At 55.6% G+C, this 15160-nt stretch carries 22 protein-coding genes and 1 tRNA gene; 4 read left to right on the forward strand and 19 right to left on the reverse strand.

Going from position 1 to position 15160, the window contains the following annotated elements:
• Window positions 1-5: 5 nt before the first annotated feature.
• From LKO31_RS09605 to LKO31_RS09660, 12 genes are all read right to left on the reverse strand, one after another.
• A complete protein-coding gene (locus LKO31_RS09605; RefSeq protein ID WP_227690175.1) occupies window positions 6-1178 on the reverse strand; it encodes a glycosyltransferase family 4 protein in 1173 nt (390 codons plus the stop codon).
• Window positions 1179-1257: 79 nt separating this feature from the next.
• A complete protein-coding gene (locus LKO31_RS09610) occupies window positions 1258-2202 on the reverse strand; it encodes a hemolysin family protein (protein WP_227690176.1) in 945 nt (314 codons plus the stop codon).
• A 21-nt stretch (window positions 2203-2223) separates the two neighbouring features.
• A complete protein-coding gene (ybeY, locus tag LKO31_RS09615) occupies window positions 2224-2730 on the reverse strand; it encodes an rRNA maturation RNase YbeY (RefSeq protein ID WP_227690178.1) in 507 nt (168 codons plus the stop codon).
• A 92-nt stretch (window positions 2731-2822) separates the two neighbouring features.
• Complete coding sequence (locus LKO31_RS09620) at window positions 2823-3830, reverse strand: PhoH family protein (RefSeq protein ID WP_227690179.1); 1008 nt, start codon at window positions 3828-3830, stop codon at window positions 2823-2825.
• On the reverse strand, window positions 3830-5179 hold the full coding sequence (gene miaB, locus LKO31_RS09625) for a tRNA (N6-isopentenyl adenosine(37)-C2)-methylthiotransferase MiaB (protein WP_227690181.1): 1350 nt from the start codon (window positions 5177-5179) through the stop codon (window positions 3830-3832). The genes LKO31_RS09620 and miaB overlap by 1 nt, the downstream gene beginning before the upstream one ends.
• Window positions 5180-5186: 7 nt before the next feature.
• Entirely contained in the window at window positions 5187-5942 is a 756-nt protein-coding gene (locus tag LKO31_RS09630) for a lysophospholipid acyltransferase family protein (protein ID WP_227690183.1), read from the reverse strand.
• A 10-nt stretch (window positions 5943-5952) separates the two neighbouring features.
• Window positions 5953-6378, reverse strand: coding sequence for a Fur family transcriptional regulator (locus LKO31_RS09635; RefSeq protein WP_227690185.1), 426 nt, complete (start codon window positions 6376-6378; stop codon window positions 5953-5955).
• A gap of 125 nt (window positions 6379-6503) precedes the next feature.
• Window positions 6504-6935 carry a MucR family transcriptional regulator gene (locus tag LKO31_RS09640; RefSeq protein ID WP_227690187.1) on the reverse strand — a complete coding sequence of 144 codons (432 nt, stop codon included), beginning with the start codon at window positions 6933-6935 and terminating at the stop codon, window positions 6504-6506.
• A 113-nt stretch (window positions 6936-7048) separates the two neighbouring features.
• Window positions 7049-7525, reverse strand: a complete 477-nt coding sequence (locus LKO31_RS09645; RefSeq protein ID WP_227690189.1) for a GNAT family N-acetyltransferase — start codon at window positions 7523-7525, stop codon at window positions 7049-7051.
• The gene (tsaB, locus tag LKO31_RS09650; protein ID WP_227690191.1) at window positions 7522-8190 is read right to left on the reverse strand and encodes a tRNA (adenosine(37)-N6)-threonylcarbamoyltransferase complex dimerization subunit type 1 TsaB; all 669 of its coding nucleotides are present in this window, start codon (window positions 8188-8190) and stop codon (window positions 7522-7524) included. Before tsaB ends, LKO31_RS09645 begins: the two co-directional genes overlap by 4 nt.
• Window positions 8191-8210: 20 nt before the next feature.
• Entirely contained in the window at window positions 8211-8804 is a 594-nt protein-coding gene (locus LKO31_RS09655) for a malonic semialdehyde reductase (protein ID WP_227690193.1), read from the reverse strand.
• A gap of 53 nt (window positions 8805-8857) precedes the next feature.
• Entirely contained in the window at window positions 8858-9436 is a 579-nt protein-coding gene (locus LKO31_RS09660; RefSeq protein ID WP_227690604.1) for a NifU family protein, read from the reverse strand.
• 120 nt (window positions 9437-9556) lie between these two features.
• Between LKO31_RS09660 and LKO31_RS09665 the strand changes: the two genes are divergently transcribed.
• Complete coding sequence (locus tag LKO31_RS09665) at window positions 9557-10435, forward strand: hypothetical protein (RefSeq protein WP_227690195.1); 879 nt, start codon at window positions 9557-9559, stop codon at window positions 10433-10435.
• A gap of 19 nt (window positions 10436-10454) precedes the next feature.
• Window positions 10455-10530, forward strand: a tRNA-Thr gene (locus LKO31_RS09670).
• A 57-nt stretch (window positions 10531-10587) separates the two neighbouring features.
• Here LKO31_RS09670 and LKO31_RS09675 read toward each other — a convergent pair.
• The 7 genes from LKO31_RS09675 to LKO31_RS09705 are packed head-to-tail and all read right to left on the reverse strand — an operon-like array spanning window position 10588 to window position 13382.
• On the reverse strand, window positions 10588-11649 hold the full coding sequence (locus tag LKO31_RS09675; protein ID WP_227690197.1) for a tyrosine-type recombinase/integrase: 1062 nt from the start codon (window positions 11647-11649) through the stop codon (window positions 10588-10590).
• Entirely contained in the window at window positions 11639-11824 is a 186-nt protein-coding gene (locus LKO31_RS09680; protein WP_227690199.1) for a hypothetical protein, read from the reverse strand. The genes LKO31_RS09675 and LKO31_RS09680 overlap by 11 nt, the downstream gene beginning before the upstream one ends.
• Window positions 11821-12012, reverse strand: a complete 192-nt coding sequence (locus LKO31_RS09685) for a hypothetical protein (RefSeq protein ID WP_227690201.1) — start codon at window positions 12010-12012, stop codon at window positions 11821-11823. The genes LKO31_RS09680 and LKO31_RS09685 overlap by 4 nt, the downstream gene beginning before the upstream one ends.
• A 2-nt stretch (window positions 12013-12014) precedes the next feature.
• Window positions 12015-12203: a hypothetical protein gene (locus LKO31_RS09690; protein WP_227690204.1), complete on the reverse strand. Its 189-nt coding sequence runs from the start codon at window positions 12201-12203 to the stop codon at window positions 12015-12017.
• A gap of 11 nt (window positions 12204-12214) precedes the next feature.
• The gene (locus tag LKO31_RS09695) at window positions 12215-12574 is read right to left on the reverse strand and encodes an ogr/Delta-like zinc finger family protein (protein ID WP_227690206.1); all 360 of its coding nucleotides are present in this window, start codon (window positions 12572-12574) and stop codon (window positions 12215-12217) included.
• A complete protein-coding gene (locus tag LKO31_RS09700) occupies window positions 12571-13041 on the reverse strand; it encodes a hypothetical protein (protein WP_227690209.1) in 471 nt (156 codons plus the stop codon). Before LKO31_RS09700 ends, LKO31_RS09695 begins: the two co-directional genes overlap by 4 nt.
• On the reverse strand, window positions 13038-13382 hold the full coding sequence (locus LKO31_RS09705; protein WP_227690212.1) for a transcriptional regulator: 345 nt from the start codon (window positions 13380-13382) through the stop codon (window positions 13038-13040). The genes LKO31_RS09700 and LKO31_RS09705 overlap by 4 nt, the downstream gene beginning before the upstream one ends.
• Window positions 13383-13465: 83 nt before the next feature.
• Here LKO31_RS09705 and LKO31_RS09710 point away from each other — a divergent pair, with 83 nt between their 5' ends.
• A complete protein-coding gene (locus tag LKO31_RS09710) occupies window positions 13466-14125 on the forward strand; it encodes an XRE family transcriptional regulator (protein ID WP_227690214.1) in 660 nt (219 codons plus the stop codon).
• Between the two features lie 41 nt (window positions 14126-14166).
• Complete coding sequence (locus tag LKO31_RS09715) at window positions 14167-15075, forward strand: DUF5677 domain-containing protein (RefSeq protein ID WP_227690216.1); 909 nt, start codon at window positions 14167-14169, stop codon at window positions 15073-15075.
• Window positions 15076-15160 lie beyond the last annotated feature (85 nt).

Genomic DNA, 15160 nt, shown 5'->3' on the forward strand with positions numbered 1-15160 from the left:
AGCCCTTAGCGCCGCTGCCCGTCTTGGGGGGCCGCGCTTTTTTGCCGGATCAAGCGCATATATGTATCCACCACCGTCTGGTTAATGGCGTCCCATTGATAGGATTGGCTTTCTTCCAACGCGGCGGCCCCGTGACGGGCGCGCAGCGCGCTGTTCGTGCAATAACGTTCCAGATCATCCGCAAACAGCGAAATCGCGCCGGGTTCGACCAAATAGCCCGTCACCTGATGCTTGACGATGCTGGCGCTGCCGGTCGCGCGCGCAGCGACGACTGGCAAACCACAAGCCATCGCTTCCAATGTCACATTGCCAAAGGCCTCGGTCACCGACGGATTAAACAGCATTTCGCTAGATGCAATGGCGCGGGCCAAGTCGGTTCCGCCTTGAAAACCGACAAATTTCGCATTGGGCAAACGCGATTGGAACCAGTCACCCGCCGGACCTTCGCCAATCACCACCACATCATGCTTCACGCCGCGCCGACGCAGCAAATCAATGCTGTCGGCAAAGACGTCCAGCCCCTTTTCCATCACCAACCGCCCCAAATAGGCGATGACGGGCGTGTCATCTGCAATGCCCAAATCGCGCCGCCACGCCATATCCCGCCGCGATGGCCGCAAGACTTCGCGGTCCACACCGCGCGTCCAAATGCCAATGTCATAATTCATACGCTGATCACGCAGCACTTGCGCAAAGCTTTCGCTGGGCGCGATCAGCGCGTCGCAACGGCGATATAAACGCCGCAGCCACGCCACCATCAACGGTTCGACAAACGACAGATTATAATAGCGGAAATAGGTTTCAAACCGCGTATGCACCGAACAGGCCACCGGAATATGGCGATCCCGCGCCCATGCCGCCGCTTGGCGCGACACTTGATCGGGGCTGCTGATGTGCAAAATATTGGGATTAAATGCCTTCAAATCCGCCTTGACGCGGGGCGAAAGCCATAAAGGGATACGATATTCGCTGCGGCCCGGAATGGCCATGGAAGGCACGCTGATCAAATCGCCCGTTGGTTCAAAATCCGGATCATCCACCGTCGGGGAATAGACACGGACATCCGCGCCCTGTGCCAATAAATAGCCAACCAGTCGGTTCAACGCTTTGTTCGCGCCATCGACGGTCATATTATAATTACCGCTGAACAAAGCGATACGAAGATCGGAAGTTTCCATTCCGTTTGCGCTAGCCCGAACACCCGTCAAACGCAATCTTCCAGCGTCGACGGGTGCGGGATGATCCGCGATATAATGTCTAATATTCGGTGGTTTTGCTGTTCGACGGGGCTTCATATTCGCCCTCAACAGGTGGGTGAAGGCGCAGACGGTGAACGCGGCGCTCATCGGCTTCCATCACTTCGATCCGCCACCCGCTGTCGTGCACCAAAATCGTGCCAACCTCGGGCATATGATGGGCCATGACCACCGACAAGCCGCCAATCGTGTCAATATCTTCGTCCACCACCGCAAGCCGCGGGTCGATCAATTCACCAATATCGTCCAATTCGGCCCGGGCGTCCAATTCCCAGCATCCGTCGATACCCGGAACAATCAACGGTTCCGGTTCATCGTCATGCTCGTCTTCGACTTCGCCGACAATTTCTTCGACCAAATCCTCGAACGTCACCAAACCTTCGGTGCCGGAATATTCGTCGATGACAATAGCCAAATGGGTCCGCTTGGCGCGCATTTCGGCCAATAAAGCCAAGGCGTCCATGGATTGGGGCACATATAGCGGTTGGCGAATCAATTCGATCAACGGCGGCGGTTCGCGCCCGTCAGCCAAAACGGCGAACACATCTTTGATCAGGATCATCCCGATCACTTCGTCCAGCGTTTCCCGATAAACGGGAATACGGCTGTGTCCCGCTTCGGCAAAAATTGCCACCAGATCGGAGAAGGACGCCGTTTCCGGCACGGCAATAATCTCACCGCGCGGCACAGCCACATCGTCGACGCTCTGTTCCCCGAAGTGCAACAAATTGCGCATCATTTTGCGCTCTATGGCCGACAGGTCGCCATTGCCTGTCTGTGCTGCCATCCCTGCGTCATCTTCCTCGGCTTCGTCGATCACATCTTCGATCTGCTCGCGAAGGGTGGGTTCATTGCTCCCACCAAATAACAATGTTTTCAATCCAGCGAATAAGCCAGATTTACTACTGTCCTCTTCCGATCTGGAATGACCTTGGTCGTCGGCCATGATATTTGTCGTTTCCTTTATCTATTGCGTGTCATCATATGGATTGCGGATGCCCAGCGATGCAAGCGCTTTCACTTCCAACGCCTCCATCGCAGCGGCGCTACGGTCGTCCATATGATCATATCCGACCAAATGCAGCGCGCCATGCACCATCAAATGGGTGGCATGATCGACCAGCGAAATGCCTTTTTCCTCGGCTTCGCGGGCGCAAGTTTCGCGCGCCAGCACGATATCACCGATCAATATTTCGCCGTCATCGCTGTTGGTCAGGCCGTGAAAATCTTCGGGTGCATATTGGGGGAAAGACAGGACATTGGTCGGCTTGTCCTTGCCCCGAAAATCACGGTTCAACTGATGTACTTCGGCATCATCCGTCAACCGCACCGAGATTTCGACGATTGGCGCAGCATCGCCCAGCCCCGCATGGGGCGTTAATTCCAGCGCGGCATGGACGGCTTTTGCCGCGCGCTCTTCCCAGTCCAATTGGTCGGGCCATGGTTGGGCTTCATAGGTTTCAATGGATAACATGATGCGCCTCCTTCAGCGCAAAGCCCGAAAAACACAAGATCAGTTCCACAAAAGCATGGACCCAGACAGACCCCATGCCCGCGCCGCTATGGTCAACTGCCCGGCCCTTCATAAGCCTCGACAATGCGGCCCACGATGGGGTGACGCACCACATCTTTGCTGGTGAAGCGGCTGACGTTAATCCCCTCCAGCCCCTCCAACCGACCAACGGCGTCCGCCAATCCGCTGGTGATGGGAATGGGCAGATCGACCTGATTGGGATCGCCGCAAATCACCATCCGGCTGTTCATGCCAAAGCGGGTCAGAAACATCTTCATCTGGGGAATGGTGGTATTTTGCGCTTCGTCCAAAATGATAAAAGCATCCGCCAAGGTGCGACCGCGCATAAAGGCCAAGGGTGCAATTTCAATTTCCCCGCTGGCGATGCGCCGTTCCACCTGCTCGGCGGGCAAGCAATCATGCAGCGCATCATAGAGCGGGCGCAAATAAGGATCGACCTTTTCCTTCATATCCCCAGGCAAAAATCCCAGCTTTTCCCCCGCTTCCACCGCAGGGCGTGACAGAATAAGCCGCTGCACGCTGCCCGTAATCAACTGCGAAACCGCCTGTGCCACCGCCAAATAGGTTTTGCCGGTTCCCGCCGGACCCAAGGCAAAAATCACATCATCACGGCCCAATGCTTGCATATAGGGCACCTGCGATGGGGCGCGCGGCACAATGGTTTTCTTGCGCGTGCGGATCATCACCGTGGGGGCTTTGTCGCTGGGTTCATGGCGGATGATGCCATCCAAGGTCGGCTGGGCCGACATCGCAATCACCGCGTCGACCATGCCATTGTCAAAATCTTCGCCGCGTTCAATACGTCCATATAGGTCGGTCAAAACATCGCGTGCACGCGCGGCGGCTTCGGCCTCCCCCTCAATTTGCACACGGTTGCCACGCGCCGAAATATAGACGCCCAGTCGATTTTCGATGGCCACCAAATTGCGATCAAACTCTCCGAACAAGATGCCCAATAACGCTGTTCGTTCAAACTCTGCCGTAATGCGAACACGATCACCGGCTTCGGCGGGTGTTGCGGCGAGTGGGCGTTTTGTCATCAAGCCTCCTGATATTGGCGCAAGGTCGCGCCCAAACTATTCGGTCCAGCCGAGATAATATCCACATCAACCATATCGCCAATGCTAAGTTCCGGTGCGATCAGATGCACCGACTGCAACCATGGCGATTTTCCGATAAATTGACCGTCAAGCTTGCCCTTGCGTTCCAACAAAATATTGGTGGGGAGGCCCACGGTGGCGGCGTTGAACGCCTGTTGCTGCTCATTCAGCAGGCTTTGCAAGCGTTGCAGGCGATCATTCATGACGGCATCGTCAATTTGATCGTCCATCGTCGCGGCGGGCGTTCCGGCCCGCTTGCTATATTTAAAGCTATAGGCCATCGCAAAATTGGTATCGCGAACAATGTCCAGCGTCGCCTGAAAATCATCCTCAGTCTCGCCCGGAAAACCAACGATGAAATCGCCCGAAACCGCCACATCGGGGCGAACAGCGCGCATTTTTTCGATGATATCCAAATAGGACCGCGCCGTATGGCTGCGGTTCATGGCCGCCAAAATGCGGTCGCTGCCTGCCTGCACCGGCAAATGTAGGAACGGCATTAATTTTTCGACATCGCCATGCGCCGCAATCAGCCCATCGGTCATGTCATTGGGGTGGCTGGTCATATAGCGAAGTCGGGCCAGACCATCTTCCTTGGCCAAAGCGCGGATCAGGCCGTCCAAGCCAATGTCCCGTCCCTTGTCATCTTCGCCGGTCCATGCGTTCACATTTTGACCCAGCAGGGTGATTTCGCGCACGCCAGCCTCGATCAGCGAACGGGCTTCGGCGATCAAATCCGCGAACGGACGGCTGATTTCCGCGCCCCGTGTATAGGGCACGACGCAATAGGTGCAAAATTTGTCGCAGCCTTCTTGGACGGTCAAAAAGGCGGTCGCGCGCTGGTTCGCCGACCGTTTTGGCAGCGCGCCAAATTTCGATTCCAGCGGCATATCCAAATCAATGGCCCGCTTGCCGCCCTGCGCCTGTGCAATCAGTTCCGGTAAACGATGATAGGCTTGCGGCCCGACCACCACATCCACGCTGGGGGCGCGGCGGGCGATTTCCGCGCCTTCGGCCTGTGCCACGCATCCGGCCACCGCAATCACGGGCTTGCTGCCATTCGCACGGCGCAAACGACCAATGTCGGAATAGACTTTTTCTGCGGCTTTTTCACGGATGTGACAGGTGTTCAGCACCACCAGATCCGCGTCTACACCGTCCTCAGCGGGGACATAGCCTTGGGCGCCCAGCATTTCGCTCATGCGTTCGCCATCATAGACATTCATTTGACAGCCAAAGGATTTGACGTGGAATGTCTTGGCGGCGGAAGGATTGGAATCGGAGCTCATGCGCGCCCTATAGGCGATCCGGCGCGTCGGCGGAAGAGTGGGAAAAACGCGTCATCGCATCCAAGATACTGGCCCGCGCGGCATCGGCCAATTGCTTGCGATCCGCCTCCACCGCATCATCCAACGGCTCCAGATAATGGATGGTCAACGCAATGGGTTTCAGGCGCGACAAGATGCGGCGGAAATTGTCCAATCCATTTTCCCCAGGCAGCCAAGCAATGTCGGTGGCCGATGCGCCATAATCCAGAAACACTGGCTGCACCTGCAGATTGGGAGGGGTGGGAATGACCGCCTGAAACAAAGCGGGGCGAAATGGCAATAAGCCCTGCCCATTTCCCGTCGTTCCTTCTGCGAACAATGTCACGGGACGACCGCTGGCCAACGCATCGCGCAATTGCTGTGTTTGGTGCCCAATTTCGCGGCGCGCTTCACGCTCGACGTAAAGGGTATGATTTTGATCCGCGAGCCAGCCGACCAAGGGTGCCCGTCCAATTTCGGCCTTGGACACAAAGGCCGAACGTGCCGCACCCCCAAGGCTGAGAATATCCAGCCAGCTAATGTGATTGGCGATGAACAACACGTCGCGCCGCAAGCGCGTGCCTGTTGTGCGGATCCGCAGACCCGCCAACCAACCCACCATATTTAAAAAGGCCATCACCATAGGTGACGGCCTTTTTGCCAAACGGAATAAGAGATGCGGAACAATTACCAGCACCAGCGCCGCCGCCATCAGCAACAGGCGCAGAACAAAAACCAGCGTCAAAAAAGGTTTCTCAACCTTTGTCGCGATCGATTGCGACACCATAAAGCTCCATGCGATGATCAACCAAGCGATAACCGAGACGTTCGGCGATCACACGTTGCAGGGCCTCTAGCTCAGGGTCAACAAATTCAATCACACGGCCAGATTCCACATCGATCAAATGATCATGATGCGCCTCTGGCGCCGCTTCATAACGGGAACGGCCATCACCAAAATCGTGGCGATCCAAAATACCCGCTTCTTCGAACAGACGCACCGTGCGGTACACGGTGGCAATCGAAATTCCGCTGTCTAGCTTGGATGCGCGCTCATATAATGTTTCCACGTCGGGATGATCGGTGGAATCAGAAATCACCCGTGCGATAACACGTCGCTGTTCGGTAATGCGCAGGCCTTTTTCTTGGCACAATGTTTCGAGATCGATCGATCCGGTCATATCTTCTTTCCTGCAAATACGCAGTCAGCCATTATGTCTGACGCCAGCTATAGGCGCGCTTCGCCCATAGAACAAGGGCGCCCCCCATTGGTGACGCCCTTATTTGGTTGGATTGTGGGGGAAGCTTATGCTTCGCGGCGCTTGCGCCCACCACCACGGCCCTTTGTGCCCAAACCAATTTCCTTGGCCAATGCACGGCGTTTCTCAGCATAGCTTGGTGCAACCATCGGATAATCCGCGGGCAGACCCCATTTGGCGCGATAGTCATCCGGGGTCATATCATAATGCGTCATCAAATGGCGGCGCAGCATTTTCAGCTTCTTACCATCTTCCAGACAAATGATATAATCCGGCTTTACCGACGAACGAATGGACACCGCAGGAACCAGTTTTTCTTCTTCGACTGGCTCACTGCCCAGACCCGTCAAGGCCATATGGACATTGTTAATCAAAACGGACAGGTCGGAGATTGCCACACTGTTGTTGCTGACATGCGCTGCGACAATATCCGCGGTCAAGGTGACAAGCAGATCGTTGCTGTCGGCCTGTGCAGACATAATATTTTCCTAATATAAGATAACCCAGGGAAGCGAGTTTGTTATTGGAGCAAGCAATTGCGCTCGCCAAAACGCATGGCATCAATTAGTTTTTGAAGCAACGCCTTTATTAGCTATTCAGATACAGAAATATTACGGCGCATGGTAATGGCATCGCGCTTTATACCATCCCCGCCTGAATAATAGGATGGACGGCGTCCACATTCAAAAAATCCCGCTGCATTATACATAGAAATGGCGGGGTTATCCGCGCGCATTTCCAGAAAATAGTCTTCGACACCTTTGCTATTGGCCCATGCTTGCCAATCGCCCATTAACAAACGGCCAATACCCGATGATCTATGCTGGGGATGAACTGCGATTAACAGCAATTCTGTTTCCGGTCCCGCCACCCGTGCAGCGTAAAATCCGCAGATTTCCTTATCTACATGGGCATAAGCGACCCGCGACCCCGGCAAAGCGAACAGGGTCATCAACTGGGCCCCGCTCCATGCTTCACCATAAATGGGATCAAATGCCGCATCCATGACGCGCATGATCGCGGGCACATCGGGGGCATATCCGACCATCACTTGCGCCGCGACAGTCATGCGCGACCCTGCGCCGCCGATTGGTCCAGCTTCTCCTGCCGCGCGGCGGCGACCTCTGCCATGGATTTGGCATCCGGAGCGCGGCCATAAATAGGCGTCACGTCATCGAAAAACAGACTATCAGGAATATTGATCGCCGATCGCGCGTCCGGCAACACAGCCATGGCTCGGCCCGACCCGCACAGCGCCACAAAGGGTTCGGCGCGATTCCCAATCACCAAATCCATCGATTCGCGGATCGCATCTTGCGGCAACAACGACCGCACATCGGCTTGGGGCATTAAATCCGGACCAAATGGCTGAACAAACCATTGGCCATGACCACCTTCCATCACCACCAATCCGCCGCCAGCGACGCGAATATCGGATGCCGCACTGGCCGCGACCAACGCCATCGTGCTAAATCCGCGCACCGGAACGTTCCAACCCAGCGCCAATGCCCGCCCTGCCGCAACACCAATGCGCACACCCGCAAAGCTGCCAGGGCCGCAACCGACCCAAATCTGGTCCGCACGCCCCCCATTTGGCAATTCCGCAATCAACGGAACCAAGCGTTCCGCATGGCCGCGCCCAATCACCGCGTGGCGATGGTCCGTCACCACCGCCCCGTCGGTCACCGCGACCGTGCAGGCTTCGGTTGCAGAATCCAAAATCAATATGGACATAAAAAGCGCGGCTCGCTCGATCAAATTACAGTGTTAAAACGCCCAAAATCCGGACGCGGACTGCGGTCAAAAATGGTGGATACATCACCATAACCAAGGGTGGTGATGAAATTGCTTTTCACATGGGGCGTGTCGCCAAAAAAGGCCGCATCCACAGCCGCATTATCAAAGCCGGACATCGGGCCTGTATCCAGCCCCAAAGCCCGCGCCGCCAAAATCAAATAAGCGCCTTGCAAGCTGCTGTTCCGAAACGCAGTCGTCTTGGCCAAATCTTCATTGCCCACAAACCAGCTGCGTGCGTCGGCATGTGGGAATAAATCGGGCAAATGGTCGTAAAATTGTTCGTCCATGCCAATGATGGCGGTGACAGGCGCTTGGCGGATTTTGTCCGCATTGCCCGGCGACGACAGCCCCGCCAGCTTGTCCTTGGCTTCGGCGGACCGCACCCAAATGATACGAGCAGGCAAGGCATTTGCGCTGGTCGGACCATATTTCATCACATCCCAAATGGCCTGAAGCTGATCGTCTGAAACCGGCTTATCCAAATATCCATTGAACGTACGCGCCGTGCGAAACAATTGGTCCAATGCGGCATCGGATAAAGGCTGGCTCATAAACTTCGTCCTCTTTTATGGGGTAATGGATCGGATTTGGTGAAATGTCGGCGTTAAACGGCGTGCACCGCTGTCACTTCTGGAACATAATGTTTCAGCAGCGATTCAATGCCATTTTTCAACGTGGCGGACGATGATGGGCAGCCCGCACAGGCACCCTGCAATTTCAAATAGACATTGCCTTTGTCAAACCCGCGATACACGATGTCGCCGCCGTCATTGGCCACGGCGGGACGCACACGGGTTTCGATCAATTCCTTAATCTGTTCGACAATATCCGCATCCGCAGGATCATCGACAAAAGCATCCTCGCTGTCCGCAGGAACCGTAAACCCAGCCGCACTCGCCGCATTAAACAGCGGCAAATTGCCCATGAAATGGTCCATGATGATGCCCAGCACATCTGGCTTATTGTCTGACCATTCCGCACCGGGAGCAATGGTGACGGACACAAAATCCCGTCCGAAAAACACGCCTGTGACATCGCCCAGCGTAAACAAGGCCTGCGCCAGCGGCGATGCTTCGGCATCTTCGTCGCTGGCAAAGTCACGGGTTCCGCTTTCCATCACCAGACGGCCAGGCAGGAATTTCAGAGTCGCCGGATTGGGCGTTGATTCGGTTTCAATCAGCATAGGCTGCATGTGGGGAACGCCCTCGCGTTGTGCAAGCATCAACCCTTCATGAATGCGCTTATATTCTGTCCCCTTCTGTCCTAATTTGGTTTTCACATAATATTGATTGGGAATTTCCTGTTGCTGACACGCAGATTTGATCATTTCGTCGCCATCGACTGGTCCGGCGCGCGCGGCACACGGCACAAGGGTATCGCGCTGGCCGTTGCCAGCGGCGCAGCTGCCCCCACTCTCCTTCGGCCCAGCCATATCTGGTCGCGGCAAGAGGTGTTGGATTGGCTGTTCCAGCAATGCAATCAACAAGCCAACATGCTGATCGGTTTTGATTTTTCTTCCGGTTTCGCCTTCCTTGATCAAGGGGCCTATTTCCCGCAGTGGGACGCTAGCCCGCGGGGTATCCGCAACCTGTGGGCGATGGTGGATAGCATGTGCCAATCCGATGCGGACCTCTCCGCCGCATCCTTTCTCGCTCATCCCGATGCTCATCGTCATTTCCGCCATGGCGGCGGCGTGGTTGGCGATTTGTTCGGTCAAGGCGGCGGACGTCTGCGCCGCGTCGAACATCATCAACGCGCCACCGGACAAGCCGCCAGCGTCAGCAGTTTCAACCTTGTCGGCGCCGCGCAGGTGGGCAAAGCCAGCCTGAGCGGTATGCGCGTTTTGCACCATATTCACCCGCACATCCCGCTATGGCCGCTCGACCCCATGCCGGCATCCGGCCCCATGTTGGTTGAAATCTACACCAGCCTCGCGGCCCGCGCCGCCCTATTACCCAAAGGCCGCAGTAAAATTCGCGACATCGGCTTGCTGCAACAGGCCCTCTCGAATCTCGGCAGCCCCGCAGTGAAGCATATCGGAGCACTAACCGACCATCAAAGTGATGCAATTTTAACCGCCGCGTGGATGCGAAAAATGGCGGAAAACGAACAATATTGGTCCCCGGCCCCGCTGACAAATGAAATTGCTGCACAAGAGGGCTGGACCTTTGGCATAATTTAAAGCAAAGGCGTCTCGAAGAGCCGGCTTAGCTCAGTTGGTAGAGCACCTGATTTGTAATCAGGGGGTCACGAGTTCGAATCTTGTAGCCGGCACCATTGATTTATAATCGTTTTTTCTGAAAAATTGATGAGTTTCAAACCGCGTTTGGGAGCTTATTTGGGAGTTTCTTGGCTCCGCTCCAGCTTTCGGATCGCGCTATCGGCCAGTCGCGAATCTCTGTGCAGATAATGCGCATCCAAGATGCTTCCGACGTCTTTCAGGCTATGCCCCGTGATCGTCGCAATCTCTGCTTCCGTGCATTCTGCGATAGCCAAGCGCGTTACAGCCGTTCCACGCAAATCATGAAATGTCAGACCAATCACACCAGCCGCAGCGCAGGCACGTTTCCATGAAGTGTTAAAGCCATAGATGGTCCACGGCGTACCCAAGCTGGTCAGCAAGATATGATGGGATCGGCCCGCTGCCTGATCCGCATGGTTGCGTTCTCGCTGTTCTTCCAAGGCTCTGCGCAACGGCGCGCCCACGGGGACGATCACACGCTTGCCCGTCTTGTGCTGGGTTAGCCGAATATGCTTTCCGTCATAATTCGCCCAAGTCAGCGACAGCAGGTCGCCTTTGCGTTGGCCGGTCCACAAAGCCAAGGTCAGCGCCAGATGCAGATGCGCCGGCGCTTTGTCGTAAAAAGCGGCCTCATCTTCGGCCTGCCAGATCTTATCTTTGCGGCTTGCACGATATAGTTTTCCGGGACGCTCGCACGGGTTGCATGGCACAAGGCCACGATTGAAACCCCATGACATGATGCGCGCCAACACCGCGAAGCGATAATCCGCGCTGCGGCGCGACTTAATCGCCATCCGATCCCGCCACGCGAGAAACTCCCCGCGCGCACGGCGATCGGCCAGCAATTTGATCGGCATGTCGCCAAATTCCGCATCGATATGGCGCGCATGGACCGCATAATCTTTGCGGCTTCGCTCGGCCAACGCCTTAAAGTCTGCGGAATCCAGATAATCTTCGATTACCCAGCGCACCGTTTCTTTGCGGTGGCGGCCGCGACGATCTTCGACCGCGCGGTTATAGCTCGCCATAAATTCCGGCGAACCAGGCTTGCCATCCAACCGAGGGCCGCCTTTCCACGCATAATAATATGTGACGGTCGAGCCATCGGTCAATTTGGCCTTTACGCGGTTCAGCCCCTTTAGTTTAATTCTCATTGCGGCTTGCCTTCCAGCTGGTCCAGCTATCTTGCACCTGCGCCGCTTCGCTATGCGTCAGTCGGATGGTGCCATCGGGGGCGATTTCGGTTTTCACCACGTCCAACCCCAAAGCCTGCACCGCCTTGATCGCGCGCGAGACATTGGCTTGGGTGATGCGATGGAGTGTGGTCATAACAAGGCCTTTCCTGCACCGTAGATCAGGCTGGCGACGATGACGGCGACCAGCGATGCGGCGGTGGAGATGCAAGCCGCTTGCATATGTTCACGGCGGCGTGCGGTGTGGCAGCATTCGCAGCTGCAACGAACGGACGGAGCAGCGGATGCGCGGCGCACATTGGCCCAGCTTGATTTAGCGCCCATGATCATGCCCCCATATCCGGCGCTGACATGATCAACAGCACAACGGGGACCAGCGTCAGGCATGTCGCGGCAATCGCCATCGCCTTCAGCGTTTCCATGATGGTCAATGTGGCAAAGACTTCCTCAACGCGGTCGGCAGTGTGGTTCGCGGCGATTTCGTTGCTGGAGAAGAAATTCAAAAGTCGGCGCATGATATTCTCCCTTAATTTTCAATGCTGGGCGGCAGCAGATCGAGCATCGACATCTGGCCAAAGTCATGACCAGGGGCTTTGCTTTCCTTGATGCGGGCGGGACGAAATTCGGCGCTGACGCCGCTGGGCGACAGCACATGTTCAAAGGCCAGACTGGCCGTGAAGGTCATCGCGCAGCGCAGCTGTGTGCAAGCCAGATAGAGGCGGCGGAAGGTCGGCGTGATTTCCTCGCTGCTGCGCGTCAGCGCCTTGGCACCGCAAGCGGGGCAATTGACGGCTGGCGCTTTGCCATAAGGGCGCGTGACGGCGGCGCTGAACGGCACCGCAGGGTTGCTGGGTTGCGACATAATGGTTCCCGTATGCATGTTCATGAGCGGTGATTTCCTTGAGCGATGGAGGTGCCGATTTTCGTGGCGATCCGCGTAAGATGGGTGATGGCTTCTTCCGTCTCGCGCAGCGCATCGGCTTGCGATTTCGGATCGTGGAGGTTGCGGGCCAATGAAATGATGGCGGCAACGGCTTCGCCGCTTTCCTTCGCGACCGCCTGCGCACCGTTCAGCATCGTGTCCGCACTGGGGGCTTCGCCGGTCACCTGCAAATCCAGTTTCAGCGCATAGCATTCCAGCAAAGGCGCACCCTCGCCCCCTGCCCGCCGATAAGCCGCATCCAGCCGCACGGCATCGCGCATCGACAATTCGCGGTCCGTATCCGGCGTGCCCATTTTACGGATGTGCGATTCTGATTTCGCCAGCACATCGGCGCAGCCATCCCAGCCCAACCGATCCGCAATGACCGACAGCGCGCGTTCAAAGGTTGCAGGCCCACGAACAATCGTCATGCCGCACCGCCGCTGGCGAGAATATCCGACCGATTGCCGTGTCGGGCCTGTGCGCGGACCGATAGGATAGGGCCACATTCATAATAGGGTTCACCAACAGCGGAGGGTGATGGTGCCAGTTCAATCTCTCGCGGGTAAATATCGGGGCGCAAAGCGTGGCGCGACACGCCATATAAAGCCTCGGCCTTCAGCACATATTGCGCCGGCATTTTCCGCGACGATTGCAACCAGCGCCAAACGGTCGGCTGAGCGACACCTAGCGCGCGAGCAAGAGCGCTCTGACTGCCAGCGGAACGTTCGCAGGCCACGAGAGCTTCATAGGGAGTGGGTTCGTTGGTCATAGACGCACCTATAGACGCATCTATAACATCGTCAATAGACAAATCTAACTACCCACCTATAGCCAGTTCTATAGGGTAGCTTCATGAAACTTGGAATTCGTATAGCCACGCGCCTTGAAGAATTGGGAATGTCTCAGGCCGAACTGGCACGTCAGGTTGGGATTAAGCAGCCAAGCATAAATCACCTTATCAACAAAGGCGCTCAGGGCTCCAAGCATGTCCTCGAGATTGCAAAGGCACTGCAAACCACGCCGGCCTATATCTTGGGTGAAACTGACGATCCGAGTGAAGGCTACGTTCCCCTACCCTCAACCGCAGCGGTAGCGGCAGAACTCGGCCTAGTACCTGTGCGAGAAATCGACCTCTCATTCGGCATGGGCTCAACCTATCTCGACATCCCAGTCACCGAGACAATTCGTCACTTTTCCGAGGACTGGATTAAGCAATACACCCGCGCAGATCCTGACCAATTACTATTTGCCCAAGGGGCTGGCGATTCCATGTTCCCGACATTGCTAGACAGTGACCTGATGCTGATCGACTGCTCTCAGCGAAACTTAAACATGGCCGACAAAATCTGGGTCGCGGCCTATGCCGGCTGCGGCATGATCAAACGCCTGCGCCAAATGCCAGACGGCGGCGTAAAGATCCTAAGCGACAATCCGTCCGTATCCGACGAGATCGCCTATGACGGCGAACTCAGCTTAATTGGCCGTGTGGTGGCGATTGTTCGCAAGATATAATCTATCCTGAAAATCAAACGCCCTACGCGTGAGGTGGTGCTTTGACCGACGACCCCAATCAACCGCATATCGATGCTAACTTAAAGTTGTCTATCCTCCAAGAGGAGACCCTTTCAGTGCTCACGCTCATTCGCGACGAAATAGAAGGTTTATTCGAGCGTCGAGCGAACACGCCCAGTGAAGCGGACAGTACCCTACGGAACCTATTTTTCTACATGGGTGAACGTGGGCAGTCAGTGAACTTCTTACTCAGCTGGGGCTACAGTTGGGATGCCGAGATAATTTTACGTTCTTATTATGAAGTTTCTGTACGCATAGCTCTACTTTGCTTTTCGGACGAGATCGAAAGAAAGGAACTGTTGCAGGAGTTTTGGACCGACCTGGGAGCCATCGGAGACCGTCGACGAGCTATTAAAGCCGGGTTAGCTGGTAAAGTGATGAAGCTTAAAAATGGAAACGATGACCCGATCTTTTCCGCCCTGGAAGATCCCCAAATTTTCCGTACCCTGCCCAAGGGCAATAAAGCCGAAAGAAAAAGACTCGAGCAAAAATGGTCTTTTACTCAGATAATCGACACGTTGAGCAAAAAGCGTATTTCAGGCAAAAACCTGGAATTAATTTCAGGTCTCCTCCATTACTATGGAATGGCTAGCCACTTACTCCATGCTGACCAAATGGCCCTTGACTTAATGTACGATCGCGCAACACGCGATCCTTCTGAAGCGTTAATTCTTGCAAGGGCCCATGCAGCTAGGATCATGAACGATCTCGCTAGCCTTAGCCTATTCTGTGCGGATGCATTGCGAATAATGTTCGAACTTGAATTCGAAAACGAGGCTCTACTCTATGCCACCTTCGATAAGATGAGCACCATCTCCGACGAAATCCTTACAGAGTTCCGTCATTCCCAAGAACAATTTTACGCGGACATTGCTAACGGTGGCAAGTAGGACCTGCTAGCAGAAGCGTTAGCAGGCCCCTTACAACTATTCTGATGCCACGTGTGACTTACCAGCTACTTCGCGCAGCCTACAA

The organism is Sphingopyxis yananensis (genome assembly GCF_020687785.1).
Taxonomy (GTDB): Bacteria; Pseudomonadota; Alphaproteobacteria; order Sphingomonadales; family Sphingomonadaceae; genus Sphingopyxis; species Sphingopyxis yananensis.